The sequence below is a fragment of the Salinimonas marina genome, from assembly GCF_015644725.1.
GTDB lineage: Bacteria > Pseudomonadota > Gammaproteobacteria > Enterobacterales > Alteromonadaceae > Alteromonas.
In genome coordinates, this window is sequence record NZ_CP064795.1 from 3,558,835 (window position 1) to 3,575,850 (window position 17,016).

General features: G+C 52.6%; 18 protein-coding genes and 2 pseudogenes. 17 read left to right on the forward strand and 3 right to left on the reverse strand.

The window, feature by feature from the left end; genetic code table 11:
• Window positions 1-160 precede the first annotated feature (160 nt).
• On the forward strand, window positions 161-1,315 hold the full coding sequence (locus tag IT774_RS15975; protein WP_195810651.1) for an iron-containing alcohol dehydrogenase: 1,155 nt from the start codon (window positions 161-163) through the stop codon (window positions 1,313-1,315).
• A 75-nt stretch (window positions 1,316-1,390) separates the two neighbouring features.
• A pseudogene (locus tag IT774_RS15980) lies at window positions 1,391-2,496 on the forward strand (NADH:flavin oxidoreductase/NADH oxidase).
• A gap of 38 nt (window positions 2,497-2,534) precedes the next feature.
• On the opposite strand, the gene IT774_RS15985 reads toward IT774_RS15980, so the two are convergent.
• Window positions 2,535-3,428: a LysR family transcriptional regulator gene (locus IT774_RS15985; protein WP_195810652.1), complete on the reverse strand. Its 894-nt coding sequence runs from the start codon at window positions 3,426-3,428 to the stop codon at window positions 2,535-2,537.
• Between the two features lie 99 nt (window positions 3,429-3,527).
• On the opposite strand from IT774_RS15985, the gene IT774_RS15990 reads away from it, so the two are divergent.
• On the forward strand, window positions 3,528-4,031 hold the full coding sequence (locus IT774_RS15990; RefSeq protein ID WP_195810653.1) for a lactoylglutathione lyase family protein: 504 nt from the start codon (window positions 3,528-3,530) through the stop codon (window positions 4,029-4,031).
• Between the two features lie 152 nt (window positions 4,032-4,183).
• Here the strand turns inward: IT774_RS15990 and hslO are convergent, their stop codons facing one another.
• Window positions 4,184-5,086, reverse strand: coding sequence for an Hsp33 family molecular chaperone HslO (hslO, locus tag IT774_RS15995; RefSeq protein ID WP_195810654.1), 903 nt, complete (start codon window positions 5,084-5,086; stop codon window positions 4,184-4,186).
• A gap of 47 nt (window positions 5,087-5,133) precedes the next feature.
• Window positions 5,134-5,538 (reverse strand): ribosome-associated heat shock protein Hsp15, encoded by a 405-nt coding sequence (gene hslR / locus IT774_RS16000; protein ID WP_195810655.1) that lies wholly within the window; start codon window positions 5,536-5,538, stop codon window positions 5,134-5,136.
• Window positions 5,539-5,660: 122 nt separating this feature from the next.
• Between hslR and gspC the strand changes: the two genes are divergently transcribed.
• From gspC to IT774_RS16060, 14 genes and pseudogenes are all read left to right on the forward strand, one after another.
• Window positions 5,661-6,617: a type II secretion system protein GspC gene (gspC, locus tag IT774_RS16005; protein ID WP_195810656.1), complete on the forward strand. Its 957-nt coding sequence runs from the start codon at window positions 5,661-5,663 to the stop codon at window positions 6,615-6,617.
• A 16-nt stretch (window positions 6,618-6,633) separates the two neighbouring features.
• A pseudogene (gspD, locus tag IT774_RS16010) lies at window positions 6,634-8,684 on the forward strand (type II secretion system secretin GspD).
• A gap of 2 nt (window positions 8,685-8,686) precedes the next feature.
• Complete coding sequence (gene gspE, locus IT774_RS16015) at window positions 8,687-10,252, forward strand: type II secretion system ATPase GspE (RefSeq protein ID WP_195810657.1); 1,566 nt, start codon at window positions 8,687-8,689, stop codon at window positions 10,250-10,252.
• 1 nt (window position 10,253) lies between these two features.
• On the forward strand, window positions 10,254-11,474 hold the full coding sequence (gene gspF / locus IT774_RS16020) for a type II secretion system inner membrane protein GspF (protein WP_195810658.1): 1,221 nt from the start codon (window positions 10,254-10,256) through the stop codon (window positions 11,472-11,474).
• Window positions 11,474-11,908, forward strand: coding sequence for a type II secretion system major pseudopilin GspG (gene gspG, locus IT774_RS16025; RefSeq protein WP_195810659.1), 435 nt, complete (start codon window positions 11,474-11,476; stop codon window positions 11,906-11,908). The genes gspF and gspG overlap by 1 nt, the downstream gene beginning before the upstream one ends.
• 25 nt (window positions 11,909-11,933) lie before the next feature.
• Window positions 11,934-12,272, forward strand: a complete 339-nt coding sequence (gene gspH, locus IT774_RS17940) for a type II secretion system minor pseudopilin GspH (protein ID WP_332308863.1) — start codon at window positions 11,934-11,936, stop codon at window positions 12,270-12,272.
• A 41-nt stretch (window positions 12,273-12,313) separates the two neighbouring features.
• Window positions 12,314-12,565, forward strand: a complete 252-nt coding sequence (locus IT774_RS17945; RefSeq protein WP_332308864.1) for a hypothetical protein — start codon at window positions 12,314-12,316, stop codon at window positions 12,563-12,565.
• The gene (gspI, locus tag IT774_RS16035) at window positions 12,562-12,942 is read left to right on the forward strand and encodes a type II secretion system minor pseudopilin GspI (protein ID WP_232365024.1); all 381 of its coding nucleotides are present in this window, start codon (window positions 12,562-12,564) and stop codon (window positions 12,940-12,942) included. The genes IT774_RS17945 and gspI overlap by 4 nt, the downstream gene beginning before the upstream one ends.
• Window positions 12,943-12,945: 3 nt before the next feature.
• On the forward strand, window positions 12,946-13,587 hold the full coding sequence (gene gspJ / locus IT774_RS16040) for a type II secretion system minor pseudopilin GspJ (RefSeq protein WP_195810660.1): 642 nt from the start codon (window positions 12,946-12,948) through the stop codon (window positions 13,585-13,587).
• Window positions 13,584-14,579 carry a type II secretion system minor pseudopilin GspK gene (gspK, locus tag IT774_RS16045; protein ID WP_195810661.1) on the forward strand — a complete coding sequence of 332 codons (996 nt, stop codon included), beginning with the start codon at window positions 13,584-13,586 and terminating at the stop codon, window positions 14,577-14,579. Before gspJ ends, gspK begins: the two co-directional genes overlap by 4 nt.
• Window positions 14,579-15,031: a type II secretion system protein GspL gene (gene gspL, locus IT774_RS17840; RefSeq protein ID WP_269749777.1), complete on the forward strand. Its 453-nt coding sequence runs from the start codon at window positions 14,579-14,581 to the stop codon at window positions 15,029-15,031. Before gspK ends, gspL (IT774_RS17840) begins: the two co-directional genes overlap by 1 nt.
• A complete protein-coding gene (gspL, locus tag IT774_RS17845) occupies window positions 15,025-15,777 on the forward strand; it encodes a type II secretion system protein GspL (protein ID WP_269749778.1) in 753 nt (250 codons plus the stop codon). Before gspL (IT774_RS17840) ends, gspL (IT774_RS17845) begins: the two co-directional genes overlap by 7 nt.
• A complete protein-coding gene (gene gspM / locus IT774_RS16055) occupies window positions 15,777-16,256 on the forward strand; it encodes a type II secretion system protein GspM (RefSeq protein ID WP_195810662.1) in 480 nt (159 codons plus the stop codon). The genes gspL (IT774_RS17845) and gspM overlap by 1 nt, the downstream gene beginning before the upstream one ends.
• Window positions 16,253-17,008 carry a type II secretion system protein N gene (locus IT774_RS16060; RefSeq protein WP_195810663.1) on the forward strand — a complete coding sequence of 252 codons (756 nt, stop codon included), beginning with the start codon at window positions 16,253-16,255 and terminating at the stop codon, window positions 17,006-17,008. Before gspM ends, IT774_RS16060 begins: the two co-directional genes overlap by 4 nt.
• Window positions 17,009-17,016: the final 8 nt, after the last annotated feature.

A 17,016-nucleotide genomic window follows, 5' to 3' on the forward strand; every position in this document is an offset into this window, starting at 1 on the left:
CAATATCGCTAGGATGCGCTCACTACATGGCTGCGGGTTGGCTACCCCTCTTTTGATCAGAGGCTTAGACCACCCTGGACCCGTCGAATCGATGCGGGCCGGTCCCTCTATCGTCAGGTCTTAGCAGGCATAGCAATTATAATTTAAGGAGCACGACCCTGTGTTGAATTTTACCTTTAAAAACCGAACTGAAATTTTGTTTGGCGAAGGCCAGATCCAGGAAGTGGCCAGCCGGCTGCCAGAAAATGCCAGGGTGCTGTTTTTATACGGCGGCGGCTCCATTAAGAAAAACGGCATTTTTGATGATGTGAGCGCGGTATTACAGAGCGCCACGGTGACAGAGTTTGCAGGGGTAGAGCCCAATCCTGAGTATGAAACCCTGATGCAGGCGGTGCAGGTGTCCCGTGACAACCAGGTTAACTTTATTCTGGCGGTAGGCGGTGGCAGTGTTATTGATGGCGCAAAATTTATTGCTGCGGCGGTCAATTTTGATGGCAACCCCTGGGATATCCTGGTCAGTGGCGCAGAGTTTTCGGAAACCCTGCCTATTGGCGCAGTACTGACCCTGCCTGCTACCGGCTCAGAAAGTAACGGCAATTCCGTGGTAAATCGGAGGGAAACCGCCCAAAAGCGGGCATTTGGCTCTGACTCAGTGCAGCCGATGTTTGCGGTTCTTGATCCCACGTACACTTTCTCATTACCCCCGCGACAGGTTTCCAACGGGGTGATCGATGCCTTTGTACATGTTATCGAGCAATATCTGACCTATCCGGTAAACGCCCCCCTCCAGGATCGGTTTGCCGAAGGGATTTTACACACGCTGCTCACCGAAGGCCCCAAAGCCTTAAGTACGCCGCAGGATTACGATGTGCGGGCCAATGTGATGTGGTCTGCCACCATGGCATTGAATGGTTTAATTGGCAAAGGGGTGCCCCAGGACTGGGCGACTCACATGATCGGCCACGAGCTCACTGCGCTGTACAACCTGGATCATGCCCAAACCCTGGCCATTGTGTTGCCGTCTTTGATGTTTGTTCAACGTGAACAGAAAAAAACAAAAATTCTGCAGCTGGGCGAGCGGGTATTCGGCATCACCGGCGAAGACGAAGGTCGCTGTCTTGATTTGACCATCAAAGCGGTACAGGACTTTTTTGAAGCTATGCAGGTGCAAACCCGCCTGGCCGATTATCAGATTGAGAAACGCAGTATTGACGACATTGTCGCCAACCTTGAGAAAAACGGCATGACCGCCCTGGGCGAACATGGCGACATCGATTTAGCCAAAGCCCGCCAGATTCTGAATCTGGCGGCGTAATTCTTATCGCCGGCCGCAAGCCCCCTGTGTTTGCCAGCACCGGCGATAACCTTATTTTTTGAAGGAGTTATCTTCATGACAGCATTATTTGAACCATTGAACGTAAAAGGCATTACCCTGCGCAACCGTATTGCGGTGCCGCCGATGTGCCAGTACAGCGCTGAAGATGGCCTGACCAATGAGTGGCATCAGGCGCACTATGCGACTCTGGCTCGCGGCGGCGCGGGCCTGGTGGTGGTCGAGGCCACAGGGGTTTCGCCAGAAGGTCGTATCACCCCGGGATGCCTGGGCTTGTGGGATGATAAACACATTGACGGTCTGACCGCCGTGGCCGATAAAATCAAACGAGGTGGCGCCGTGGCCGGAATTCAGCTGGCGCACGCTGGTCGTAAAGCCAGTGCCAACAAGCCGTGGGAAGGTGATGACCACCTGCGCGAAGACGATCCTACTGCATGGCAGCCCATTGGTCCTTCGGCCGATGCCTTTGGGGCGAATTTGCCGCGCACGCCCCAGGCCATGACCAAAGCCGACATTGAACGGGTTAAACAGGATTTTGTAGATGCTGCCCGCCGGGCCGTGGAAGCCGGGTTTGAGTGGCTGGAGCTGCATTTTGCTCACGGCTACCTGGCGCAAAGCTTTTTTTCAGAGCATGCCAACAAAAGGACTGATGAGTATGGCGGTGATTTTGCCGGGCGCAGTCGCTTTTTAATCGAAACCCTGCAGGCTGTGCGTGAAGTCTGGCCCCAGCACCTGCCTTTTACCGTGCGCCTGGGGTGGTTGAGTACGCCGGTGATGACGAAAAAATGCTAAGCGAGTCCGTGGCGCTGGTTAAACAATTTAAGCAAGCCGGTACCGACCTGGTGAGTGTTAGCATTGGTTTTAATACCCCCGAAGCAGATATTCCGTGGGGCCCAGCCTTTCTGGCGCCGGTGGCACAACATATTCGTGATGAAGCTCAGATACCGGTGGCTACCGCCTGGGGCGTCGATACCCCCGAGCTGGCCAATGACACCATCGCCAATGAGCAAATCGATGTGGTGATGGTGGGTCGGGCTCATTTAGCCAATCCGCACTGGACCTATTATGCGGCCAAACAACTGGCCAAAGCGGATCCGTCATGGGTGCTGCCCGCCCCCTATGCGCATTGGCTGCATCGCTATGCCCCGGCCACTGAACGTTAGTACCTAACCACATGGCGCTGTAACCACAGCGCCTTTTTTTATTGCAACTGGTCTTTGAGCAAAGGAATCAGTGTATTAAACCGCGCCGGCAACTCCCGGTTTTGCCGGTAGATTAAAAACAACGGCTCCTCAATAAGCGGAATATTCCCCATCACTGACACCCTATCGCTGTAGCTGCTCTTTTCCAGCACACTGCGCGGTAACACGGTAAAGCCGAGGCCCCGAGCCACTGGCAATAAGATGTCGTGGATCTGATTGATAAACCCCTGGGTGGGAATTTGCGCAAAAGGCACCGCCCGTAATGTGGCCGACGCGCTACTGCCTAAATACAGCGAGGTATAATAATCGCTGTCTGGATGACGAATCATACCCAGCCCGTAAAGGTACGAATTCAGATTTTGCGCCCCCTGGGGTCGATGGGCTGGCACCATCAGCGCAATGGCTTCTCTGCCGATGGGCTTAGCAGCAAAATACAGTGAGTCCGGCTGTTCTGACACAATACCTAAATCGATATCCCCTTGAGTAATGCCTTGCAAAATACTGCGGTAAGGCGCAGCTTCCATATGTATGGTGAGTGCAGGATGCTGCTGTTGTAAGTCCAGCAAGTGACCGTACAGACGAATGGCGGTTGAACCAGAGCACGCCAGCCGGCAAGCCCCGGCAAAGGGATCTTCAGCGCCCATCTGGTTTAGCAATTGATGTTCGGCCTCGCGCAGTTGTCTGGCATAGTCGTACAGCTGCTCGCCCTGAGCGGTGATGGTAAAACTTTTACCTTTGCGTTTGAGTAAGGTGTGGCCACAGGCCGTCTCCAGCTTTTTAATATGCTGACTTACCCCGGGTTGCGTCATAAATAAGTTGTCGGCGGTACGGGTAAAGTGGCCGGTATCCACCAGCATCTGAAAGGTTTTAAGCCACACAGGATTCAGTTTCATAACGGTATATTATTATTTTGCTAATAAATCATAATTTATCATTTTAGCAGCAATGGCGTACGCTTATTCATGAATTCATCAGAACAAGCGAGGCCTGTAATGCCCACACCTTATCCAAGAACATTCAGCCATATTGGCTTATCTGTGCCTGATTTGGACGCGGCGGTAAAATTTTATACCGAAGTACTAGGCTGGTATTTGATTATGAAGCCTACCACCATTGAAGAAGATGACAGCCCCATCGGGCAGATGTGTACCGATGTCTTCGGACCTGGCTGGGGCGAGTTTAAAATTACCCATCTATCCACCGGGGACCGTATCGGCGTTGAGATTTTCCAGTTTAAAAATCAGGAAGATCCCGAAAATAACTTCGAGTACTGGAAAACCGGAATTTTTCATTTTTGTGTGCAGGATCCGGATGTCGAGGGACTGGCGGCTAAGATTGAAGAAGCAGGTGGTAAGCGCCGCATGAAAGAGCCGCGCTACTATTATCCGGGCGAAAAACCTTACCGGATGATTTATATGGAAGACCCGTTTGGCAATATCCTGGAAATTTATAGCCACAGCTATGAACTAACCTATTCCAGTGGTGCTTACGAATAAGCTCTTGAAAAAATTAAGTAAGCCCGTCGATAGACGGGCTTTTTTGTTGGCCTTTTGACCCCTGGCGTACCTGGTCAATCAATGGCGCCGTCCGGGCGCTGCGTTCTATCCAAGAGCCGTACTATCTGACACCGTGCCAGTTGAAATGATGGCTATTGCTCTTGCGAAGGGGTTTGGTCGAAGCGCCCTGCGTGAATCGCTTCAATATCAATGCTGTCAAAACGGTATTCGGTATGACAATACTGACAATTCATTTTCACCGCACCTTCTTCTTTTACAATTTGCTGAAGCTCGTCTTTTTCCACATTACGCAACGCCTCGGCGCTGCGCTCTCGTGAGCATGAGCAGGCAAACTGAATGGCAGCAGGTTCAAACATTTCCACGTCTTCCTGATGATACAAGCGATATAAAATGTCGTGTACCGGCAAACTGAACATTTCTTCATTGGACAGGGTTTCGCTAATTTTCACCAGATGTTCAAACTCAGTATCTTCATTCACATTGGTATTGCTGGCCTGGGTGGGCATGACTTGTAACAGAATACCTGCGGCGCGGGCACGCTCAGGCTGACTTAAATCGGTATACAGCATCACCTTGGTCGCAAGCTGCTCAGACTGAGCAAAATACCCTTCCAGACATTCTGCCAGGGTGGGCTTATCTAAGGCCACCACGCCCTGATAACGCTCGCCTTCGTCGGGCGTTATCGTGATCACCAGCACGCCTTTTTTAATTTGCTCATCAAAGGTTTCCGGTAACGTGGTCAGGGTTTCATCCCATCGTGCCACGCCTCGCAAGGTATGATCGTCAGTGGCGCTGATCACCGCATATTTGACCGCGCCCTGACCCTGCACCTGCAGGCTGATCTCACCTTTAAATTTTAAGATGGCGGTTAACAGACAGGTGGCTGCGGCCATTTCGCTTAGCAAACGCTGAATCTGCACCGGGTATTCATAGCTGTGCACAATTTGCTGCAGGCTGTCATCCAGGCGGGCCAGCTCACCGCGAACATTGGCACGGTTAAACAGAAAACGATGCAGTTGGTCAAAGTCTTTCATAATCAAGGCAGATCCTGTGGTTTTGCAGTTACCCGCTGAAGGGGCGGCTAACTGTGCTTTAGCTTAATAATTTGGCGTCGCTGTTTTTTGTCCGGACGCCCATCAGGCTTGGGACTGTGAAAAGAATGCAGCTCTCTGGCGAGCTTATTCTCTTCGCGTTTAGCAATGCTTTGCTCGGTTTCTTTGTAAAGTTGTTGTGCCAGTGGCGCACTCAGACGTTTATCACTTAACGCCGTAATCTCAATTTCTTTGCTATCGTAGCCGGCGGGTATCACCAACATGGCGCCGATTTCCACGGCGCGGCTGGGTTTGGCTCGCTGACCGTTATAGTGCACCTTGCCAGACTGCACCGTATCCCGTGCCAGCGCCCGGGTTTTGAAAAAGCGGGCGGCCCATAGCCATTTGTCCAGTCTGACATTTTCTGATTTCTGGGATTGCTTTGGATTACTCATGTAATAATTTTGCCACTGTTACGTTTTAATGTTGTGAGCGCCTTGCCGACTAGGCTATTATGATTTTGCCAGCGTACGGTTTACCTTATTTTAACTATTACAAACAGTGCACCGTTAATAGCATGACATTCGAAAAAATAAATTACCATTCACTGACCACTTTTTGGGGTCAGCATCAAAAAACACTACGGAACACCGTGGTCGTGCTATTGAGTATCTACTTACTGGCATTTTTGGCGCGCCTGATCTGGCAACTTGTGCCGGCACCTGCCAATACCGCCCCGCCGTCACAACAGACCGCGGTCATAGGCGTTGGCTCTGCTGCCAAAGGTGGGGTCAACCTGGCCCAAATACAACAGTTAAATTTATTTGGAAAGCCAAACCAGGCCCCTACAGCCCCCGTGCAGCAGGAGGTCACCGATGCCCCTCAAACCAAGCTAAACCTGATATTAACCGGAGTGGTGGCCAGCTCAGTGGTGGATAATGCTACCGCTATTATAGAACACAAAGGCACCCAGATGGTGTATGGGCTGGGTGAAAAAATTGACGGCACCAATGCTATTCTCAAACAGGTTCAGGCGGACCGGGTCATTATTAAAAATGGCGCTCAGCATGAAACCCTGATGCTGGACGGACTGGATTACGAAGAGTCCGGTGATGCTGGCCGGATGGCGAGTAATCGTCGGGGTCGCACCCTGCAAAATTCAGGCGCGCAGCGACAGATTGCCAGCAACAACCCCTCCACCAGACTGAATGAGGAAGCCGCAGAAGCCACCAATGCCTTGCGCGAACAGCCAGGGGATTTCACTGATTTTATCTCTATTTCACCCCAGACTGCCGATGGCCAATTGGTAGGCTATCAGGTAAAACCGGGTAAAAATCCGGCGTTGTTTGATTCAGCCGGGCTTCAGCCTGGCGATATTATTATACAGATCAACGGGCTGGATCTAACCGACACCCAACAGTCTATGGAAGCCATGAATGCTCTGCGCTCGGCTCAAAGCATCGAATTGACATTAACCCGGGACGGCGAATATCAGACCGTTTATCTGGATATGCCCGCACCAGGCGAAGAATAAGAATAGGAAGACATACATCATGAGGCGAGCTAGTCGTACATTGCTGTCAAAATTGAGTGCTGCGGTTTGTGCAGCATTGCTGACACTTAGTGTGTCGGTGACCGCAGCAGAATACATGCCCAACTTCAAAGACACCGATATCAATGAATTTATCAATATTGTCGGTAAGAACTTAGAGCGCACCATCATCGTGGACCCGAATGTCCGCGGTAAAATCAGTGTGCGCAGCTACGATATGCTGGATGAAGAGCAGTATTACCAGTTCTTTTTGAATGTCCTGCAGGTCTATGATTTCGCCGTGGTGGAAATGCCCAACGGGGTGCTGAAGATTGTGCGCTCCAAAGATGCCAAAACCTCAAACCTGCCGGTGATGGAAGGGGCGTTACTGGATGGCGATGAAATGATCACCCGGGTGGTGCCGGTCTACAATGTTCCGGTCCGTGAACTGGCGCCGATTTTACGCCAGCTTAATGATCAGGCCGGCGGCGGTAATGTGGTCAGTCATGACCCGTCGAATGTGATGATGCTAACCGGACGCGCCGCGGTGGTAAACCGGCTGGTAGAGATCATCGAACGGGTCGATCAGGCGGGCGATGAAGAAGTCGAAATTGTAAAGCTACGCTATGCCTCAGCCTCGGAAATGGTGCGAATTGTTGACAGCATTAACAAGTCCCAGGGCAAAGCGACCGCCGGAGCCAAATCTGCCCCGCGGGCGGTGGCCGATGATCGAACCAACTCTGTTATTGTCAGTGGTGATGAAAAAGGCCGTAAGCGTATTGTGAATCTGATTCAGCGGATGGATCAGGAGCTGGAAACCAATGGTAATACCCGCGTGGTGTTTTTAAATTATGCGAAAGCCGAAGATTTAGTCAATGTGCTGCAGGGCGTATCTGCCAGTATTCAGGCCGAAGAAAGCGGTAATGGTCAGACCCGCCGGGGCGGCGCCGGCACTTCCAGTCGCGATGTTTCCATTGATGCCCACGAGTCCTCTAATGCGGTGGTGATCACGGCCGAACCCGATATGCTGCAGTCTCTGGAAGAGGTGATTCGTCAGCTTGATGTCCGTCGTGCCCAGGTCCAGGTTGAAGCCATTATTGTTGAAGTCTTTGAAGGTGATGGCACCACCTTAGGGGTGCAGTGGGTTTCAGAGCAAGGCGGTGGTACCCAGTTTAACAACGGGGTGGTGCCGGTAGGGGCGCTGGGTGTGGCGCTCAAACAAGCCGAGGATGAAACCGATACCGAAGCCTTTATTACCGATGAAGGCAATGTGGTGGAAGTGACGTCCCGGGATGAAGGTAACTTAACCCCCTGGCCAATCTGCTTTCCAATGCCAACGGTCTGATTGCCGGGGTGATTGATAATGGCTGGGGCGCTGTGGTCCAGGCCGTAAGCACCGACACTAATTCGAATGTTCTGGCGACCCCGCATTTAACCACTATGGACAATGAAGAAGCCTTCTTTATCGTGGGTCAGGAAGTACCGATTATCACCGGTACCAGTACCGGCGACAATAACTCCAATCCGTTTCAGACCGTTGAGCGTCAGGAAGTGGGGATCAAACTCAAAGTCACCCCGCAAATTAATGAGGGCGACGCGGTGCAGCTGACGATTGAACAGGAGGTCTCCAGTGTCAGTGGCGCCACCTCAGTAGATATTTCCATCAACAAACGTCAAATCAAAACCACCGTGATTGTAGATGATGGCGGAACCATAGTGCTGGGCGGCCTCATTGATGAGGACGTGCAGGAAAGTGTCTCGAAGGTGCCGCTGCTAGGGGATATCCCGATTATCGGCCATCTGTTTAAATCCACTTCCACCAGCAAACGCAAACGTAATCTGATGGTATTTTTACGGCCTAAGATTGTCCGCGATGGGGTCACCATGAATGAAATCAGCCATCGTAAATACAACTACATTCGGGCCCAGCAAATTCGTCATCAACAGGAAGGCGCGTCGTTCTTAACCGAAGACGAGCAACCGTCGATGCCCAAATGGGACGATTCTTTAGCCTTACCGCCGTCTTTTGAGGATTACATCCTGGAACAACAGAACAAGGAAAGTAACTAGGTATGGCCGGTCATGATGAGCAGCTGCAACAGGCTGCCCTACAGGCTCAGGAAGAGGCGCTGGAAGCCGGCGCCCTGGACGACGAGGTTACCCCTGAGGATCCGCGCCAGCTAAGTTTTAGCTTTGCCAAACGAAATCGGGTGCTGCTGGAAACCAACCGTGAGCCGGCGTTGTTGTATTACACGCCCGACACGCCCTTTAATGTTTTTGCCGAAGTCAGACGCTTTTATGGTGAGGGATTTACCTTATCGGAGATACCTACCGATGAATTTGAAAGTTTACTGACCAAAGCCTTTCAGCGTGACTCCTCCGCGGCCAAGCAGCTGATGGAAGATCTGGGTAACGAAAGCGACCTGTTTGCGCTGGCCGATGAGCTGCCCGACACCGAAGATCTGCTCGACAGCGAAGATGACGCCCCCATTATCAAGCTTATCAATGCGATGCTGGGTGAGGCGATTAAAGAAGGCGCCTCTGATATTCATATAGAAACCTTTGAAAATCAGCTGGTGGTGCGTTTTCGGGTCGATGGAGTGTTACGTGAAATTTTACGCCCAAACCGCAAGCTCTCATCAATGCTGGTGTCACGTATAAAAGTGATGGCCAAACTGGATATCGCTGAAAAGCGGGTGCCCCAGGATGGTCGCATAACCTTGCGAATCGCCGGCCGCGCAGTTGATGTGCGGGTTTCTACCATGCCTTCCAGTCACGGCGAACGGGTGGTGCTGCGGTTATTGGATAAAAACAATGTGCGTCTGAATCTGGAAGATTTGGGCATGACCAAGGCCAATCGCGACCATTTTGCCACGCTGATTCGTAAGCCCCACGGGATTATCCTGGTGACCGGCCCCACCGGCTCTGGTAAAAGTACCACCTTGTATGCCGGGCTTAGCGAAATAAATAGCAAAGACCGGAATATCCTGACGGTTGAAGATCCCATCGAGTTTGACTTACAGGGCATTGGTCAGACACAGGTTAACCCGAGAGTGGATATGACCTTTGCCCGGGGTTTGCGGGCTATCTTGCGTCAGGACCCCGACGTGGTGATGGTGGGTGAGATCCGCGATATCGAAACCGCGCAAATCGGCGTACAGGCCAGTTTGACCGGCCACCTGGTATTATCCACGCTGCATACCAATACCGCCGCCGGGGCCATTACCCGTCTGGAAGATATGGGCATTGAGCCGTTTTTATTGTCTTCGAGTCTGCTGGCGGTGTTGTCCCAACGCCTGGTGCGAACCCTGTGCAATGACTGTAAAGTGGCCCATGCGCCTTCTGAGCAGGAGGCCCTGATATTAGGCGTCAGTGAACTGGCTTCGGTGCCGCATATCTATGCCCCGCATGGCTGTGCGGCCTGCAACCAGACAGGTTATCGTGGCCGTACCGGTATTCATGAATTGCTTATTATTGATGAAAAAATTCGGGAAATGATGCATGAGGCCAGAGGCGAACAGGCCATAGAGCGCTATGTTCGGGAATTTACACCCAGTATTCGCGAAGATGGTTGTCGCAAGGTACTTTCTGGCACCACTTCATTAGAAGAAGTGCTTAGGGTTACACGGGAAGACTGATATGGCGGCGTTTTCCTACAAGGCTGTTAATGCCAAAGGCCGTAATGCCAGCGGCGTACTGGAGGGCGATAACGCACGCCAGATACGTCAGCAGTTGCGCGAAAAAGGACTGATTCCAGTTGAAGTAGAGCAGGTAGCCGAAAAGCACCGGCAGAAACAAACCCGGATGACCTTATTCCGCCCGCGTATTTCCGCTTCAGAATTGGCGTTGCTAACCCGCCAGCTGGCGACCCTGGTGGAGTCGGCTCTGCCGATAGAAGAAGCACTGCTGGCGGTGGCGGAACAAAGCAGTAAGCCCAGTCAGCGTAATATGATGATGGCAGTACGCAGTAAGGTGGTGGAAGGCCATGGGCTGGCCGATGCGATGGCAGAGTTTCCCAGCATTTTTGATGAGCTATACCGGGCCATGGTAGCTGCCGGGGAGAAGTCCGGTCACCTGGATACCGTACTCAATCGCCTGGCAGATTATACCGAACGTCGGCAGCAGACCCGCAGCCAGATTACCCAGGCCCTCATTTATCCATCGTTGATGATGTTTTTTGCCATCGGTATTGTGTTGCTGCTGCTGACGGTGGTGGTACCCAAAATTGTCGACCAGTTCGACCATATGGGCCAGGCACTGCCCGGCATTACGCAGCTGCTTATCAGCATCAGTGAATGGCTGCAAAATTACGGGCTTTATCTGCTCATCGTGCTGGTGCTGCTGGCGGTGGTGGTGTCCAGACTGCTGCAGCGACCGGCACTGAAGCTTAAATATCATCAGTGGCTGTTAAAAGTCCCCCTGATAGGTAAGGTCAGCCGCGGCCTGAATACGTCCCGGTTTGCCCGCACGTTAAGTATTTTATCTTCCAGTGCCGTGCCGCTACTTGAAGCCATGCGTATCTCTGCCGATGTGCTGGAAAATCAGTACATGAAACAACAGATCATGGCCGCAGCCATGAATGTTAAAGAAGGCAGCAGCCTGCGCGCCGCGCTGGACAACACCGGCATGTTTCCGCCGATGATGATGCACATGATTGCTTCTGGTGAAAAATCCGGAGAGCTGCAAAACATGCTGGGCCGGGCCGCTGACAATCAGGATCGCGAATTTGAATCACTGGTCAGTATTTCACTGAAAGTGTTCGAACCTATGTTGATTGTTACCATGGCTGCCGTGGTATTGTTTATTGTTATTGCGATTTTACAACCTATTTTAGAACTTAATAAAACGGTGAACTTATAATGAGACATTCTGCCCGTCACGCTGGTTTTACCCTCATTGAGGTAATGGTCGTACTTTTGATTATCGGCATTATGGCTTCGATTGTGGCCCCCAATATTATGGGTAATCAGGAAGATGCAAAACTGCAAAAAGCTGCGGTGGATATTCAGCAGCTCGAAAGTGCAGTGGAAATGTACAAACTGAAAAACAGCCAGTTTCCCACTACGGAACAGGGCCTGGAAGCGCTGGTGACCGAGCCCACCATTGAACCATTGCCACGCAATTACCCGCAAGGCGGCTTTATCAAACGCTTGCCTGAAGACCCCTGGAACAACCCTTATGTCCTTATCAGCCCGGGGGAAATGGGACAAATCGACATTTTTTCTAATGGCCCGGATCAACAGCCTGGTACCGATGATGATATTGGCAACTGGAATCTTGACGAATACCTGTAAGTTTCTCTCTCGGGAAGGGGCATAAATGAGACCGGCCTGGCCATCGCGCGTCCGCGCCTGTGGCTTTACCCTGCTTGAAGTCATGCTGGTGTTGCTGTTGATGGGGCTGGCCACCAGCGTGGTAATCTTCAATGGCTTTAGCACCGACAAAACCGAGCAGTTGGAGCAACAGGCCCGGCGTTTTCAGGTGCTTACCGATATGGCTTCTGACTACGCAGTGATGAACCAGCAACAACTGGGCATTCGCATTGACCCGCAGGCCAACGGCTATTTTTTTATGGCGCTGGATGAGGACAATCGCTGGCAGCAGCTGGAGGGGGTGGAGGTCTATGCCCCCGTGAGTTACCTGAAGCGTTTTCGCTGATTCTGAATCTGGATGATCTGCCCTGGGACCAGGATGCGCAATTGTTTGATCGTGAAATCTTCGACGAACAATTTTCGCTGGATGATAGCGACATCAATGTCGGCAACGAAGACGATAAACCCCTGCCGCCGCCGCAGATACTGATTATGTCGAGCGGTGAAATTACGCCATTTATTGTAACCTTTGCTTATGAGCCCGCGTTTGGCAATGACGACCCAGCGTATTTTCAGTTGCAGAATCAGGATTTCCCCCCGGTCAGGCTGGACGGGCCATTGCGTGAGCTGACCCCATGAAACGCCTGCGTCGAATACGCGGCATGACCCTGCTGGAGGTCATGGTCGCCTTGTTTATTTTTGCCATGGCCGGCACCGCAGTGATGAAGTCCGCGACCGAACATTTATCCAGTGTCGGTGACATCGAACAAGTCACCTTTGCCACCTGGGTTGCCTCTAATCGCCTGAATCAGCTAAAGCTGACTACGCAATGGCCGCCCAAAAACAACCAAAAAGGCAGTATTGAGATGGCTGATCGCACCTGGTACTGGCAACAGTTTATCAAAAAAACCAACGACAACGGTTTGCGCCAGGTAGAAGTTAAGGTGGGTCTGGATGAAAACTACCAGTCCAGTGTGACCTCGGTGATAAGCTATGTCACCCAGCCCGAGGGTTAGCTGATGACCCGCAATTCACGTGGTACCGGCGGCTTTACTCTGCTTGAAATCCTCGTCGCCATGGCGATTTTTGCGATGATCGGTCTGGCGTCCACCGGCGTGCTGACCTCAGTCATCAATAGTAACCAAATTTCTCAGGAACGCTTTGCCCAGCTGCAAACCTTACAGCGGGCCATGATCACCATTGAACGGGATGTGCTGCAGGCGATTGCCCGACCGGTTCGGATTAATGGTGAAAAAACCGATGTGGTGATGCGCGGCGGCCAGCTTGAGGACAGTGACGCTGATGGTCTGGCGTTTGTACGCGGAGGCTGGCACAACCCGCAAATGATGCTGGCGCGAAGTACTCAGCAAACGGTGGCCTACCGACTCTCTGATAACAAACTGGAACGGCTTTACTCGAACTATGTTGATAATGTGATTGGCTATGAACCTAAAGTGCGGGTATTACTGGAAGGCGTAACCGATTTTCAAGTGGAGTTTGTGGTCCAGTCTGACAACACAGAGGCCGGGGACGACACGTCTGTTACCTGGAATGATACTTATACCGGGGCGGCGTTACCCAAAGCAATTGCCATCACCCTGCAAACCCGGGACTTTGGGACAATTCGTCGTGAGTTTACTTTGTGGAGTGATGGTCTGTGAGTCGCTGGTCATCACAACGGGGCGTAGCGCTTTTGATTGTGCTACTGATTGTCGCGCTGGTCACGGTGCTGGCGACAGAAATGGGCGCCCGATTGCAGCTTAATATACAGCGCACCGTGAATTTAAAAGATAATAACCAGGCTTACTGGTACGCCATGGGCGCCGAGTCGCTGGCGCGGCGCTCGCTGCAGACCCTGATGCGTGAAAACCGGGATAAAATCGCCCTTGACCAGCCCTGGGCGCAGGCCTTTTCTTACCCGGTGGATAATGGTGTGATTCAGGCCCGGCTGGAAGATATGCAAAGCTGTTTCAATCTAAACGCTGTGCAGCCTGATAGTGCTGGCGAGGGTGCCCGCAATCAGGCCAGCACCGTTAGTGCGACAATGACAGCGTTTCATCAGATGCTGCTGGCCGCGGACCTGGAGTTGACCAGTTACGATGCCGACACCCTGCGAGACAGTCTGGCGGACTGGCTGGATAACGACAGCCAGATGCGTTCCTATGGCGCTGAGGACAGCACGTATGAATCCCAGAGTCCGCCTTATCTGGCCGCTAACCGCCTGCTGAGCTCCCAATCTGAATTAAGACTTATCAACGGCGTCAGTCCCGCCTGGCTCAATAAATTATTACCCCTGGTGTGTGTGGTGCCTGAGTCCAGCACCCTGACTATCAATGTCAATACCCTGCCCCCGGAGCGGGCGGCGGTATTGGCCGGCACCACCGGCCTGAGCCTGGATGCAGCGCAGAATCTTATCGGCTCGCGTCCGGCCGAGGGCTGGGACAACGCCAGTGCCTTTCTGGCCGAACCAGCCTTAAGCGCCCTCAATTTATCCGCTGAACAAAAGAGCTGGTTTAGTGTTACCACAGAATATTTTATATTACATAGCAAGACTCGCTACAATAACGCCCGCTTTACAATGACCTCGGTTTTAAAAACGGCAGCAGACAGTCCGGTCACGGTGGTCCGGCGCGAGTTCGCAGGAGTAAATTAATGGAACAATTACTGGTACGTCTTGGTGCGCGCCCCGAACAACCGGTGCAGTGGCTGGTCTACGCGCCCGACAATGACGAGGTTATTGCTTCAGGAGAACTGCCCGGCGCAGCAGACCTGGACTCGCTGACCTTGCGCGCCGGTCAGCGCCCGGTAATTGCGCTGGTGCCCACCAGCGAAATTCTGTTGACCTGGGTTGAATTACCCCCCCGGGCCGGCCGCAAGGTACTAAACGCCATTCCCTTTATGCTGGAAGACGAACTGGCGTCAGACATCAGTCAGCAGTTTTTTGCGCTGGGGCCTAAAACCGGTGACCACCAGGCCGTCGCGGTAGTCGCCCGCCAGCAATTGCAGCAATGGCAGCAGTGGCTGCAAACCGCCGGGCTGTTCTGTGACACCATTATGCCGGATGTGCTGGCCGTACCCCTTGTGATGACGGCTGGGCGATGCTGAGCATTGGCGACGATGTGCTACTGCGAGAAGCCCAGTGGAAAGGCTTACAGGGCGAACAAAGCTGGATATTGCCGGCCTTTGCGCATCTGGCTCGCCAGCAGCCCGAGCCGGTCAGATTAATCAGTTATTGCGACCAGCCGCAAGACCCGCTTCCTAATGTAGAGGTGGAACGTGCGCCCCTGGAATTGCCTATGCAGGTATTGGCGGCGCAGGCCTTGCGTCAAAAAGTCAATTTGTTGCAGGGGGAGTTTAAGGTCAAACGTCAGCGCCATGGTCACTGGCAGCAATGGAAAGTGGCGGCGGTGCTGGCGGTCATGGCTATTGGGGCGACGCTGGCCGAAAGAGGGATGACGCTTTATCAGTTAAACCAGCAAAACGCGCAGCTGGCAGCTCAGATAGACCAGACGGTGAAAGCTGGCTTTCCTGATTTGGGGGTTTACCGCGATGTCCGTCGTAAAATACAAAGCGAAATGCTGCGTTTACAACAAAGCGGGGGGGATGCCTCAATGCTGGTTATGCTGGAACAACTGTCGCCAGCCTTTGCCAGCACCCGCGTGCGCCCCCAGACACTGCGCTTTGATGCCAACCGGGTCGAACTGCGTATGCAGGCCACCGGCACCAATTTTGAGGCTCTGGAGCAATTTCGGCGGCTGGCACAAAACGCCGGTTTTGAAGTGGTCCAGGGAGCCATTAATAATCGGGATGATCAGGTTATTGGCAATGTCACCATCCGGAGCCAATCGTAATGAATATGCTTAAACAAAAATACCAGGCGCTCAGTGAGCGTGAACAACGGTTACTGCTGGTGGCAGCCGTGGCCATCGGGATTGCGATTTTTTATTTTGGTGCCTGGGCGCCATTATCCAACGGCGTGGAAGCCGCGCGTAGCCAACAGCAAAGCCAGCAGCAATTGTTAAACTGGGTTGAAGACAAGGCCCGGCAGGCGCGCCGATTGCGCCAAAGCAGTAGCGTTGGTAGCGGTTTTTCAGGATCGTTAACTCAGGCGGTAAACCAGTCCACCGCCCGCTACAACATTCCGGTTTCGCGGCTTCAGCCACAAGATGATGAACTGCAGGTGTGGGTAGATGAAGCTGCCTTTGATGAGGTGCTGGAATGGTTAAAGGCACTGGAACAAATGGGGATTGTTATTTTGCAGGTTGATATTACCGAGGCGGGCACGCCGGGTATGATTAAAATACGTCGATTACAATTAGGGATGTCATGAAGTTTCGTATTGGCTGGCTATTGGCAGCATTGTTGGTGTGGTTATTTTTGATGGTGTGGTACCTGCCTGCTAATCAGGTTATCGGGCGCATCACCCTACCGCCCCAGATTGAGGTTTATGGCGTAAGCGGCACTGTGTGGAAGGGCAAAGCCCGACAGGTGGATTTTAATCAACTGCCGGTCTCGCAGGTACGCTGGGAAATCAATCCGTTGGCTTTACTATGGGGCCGTCTGAGTCTGGAGGTGACCGGGGGCAATGATCGTGATCCACAGGCGATTTCTTTTGCAGGCCCGGTGAGCATGAGCGTGTTTAGCCAGGATAATGTCAGGGCCAGTGATTTTCAGTTGTATCTGCCGGTAGACAGGGTGCTGGCAAAAGTGCCTTTACCCCTTCCCGTCAACGCCAGCGGCCGCTTCAGAGCGCACATCCGCACCCTCAATTATGAAGGTCGCTGCGAAGCACTGGATGGCCGTGGCAACTGGTTAAACGCCGCTGTATCCGGGACCCAGGGGCCTATCGATTTCGGTACTTACACCGCCACCCTAAGCTGCAAAGATGGCAACTTTGCCATCGAGGTGAGTGAGCCTAACCGACTGGGGTTATCCATGGCGGCCGAGGTAGGCGCACAGTTTGATCAGGTGGCGGTGAAAGGCCAGTTTAAGCCTGACGACTCGCTACCTGCAGAAGTGCATCAGGCGGCGCGACTATTTGGCCAGCCCAATAGTCAGGGCTATACCACTTTTCAGTTGTAGCGAGCATA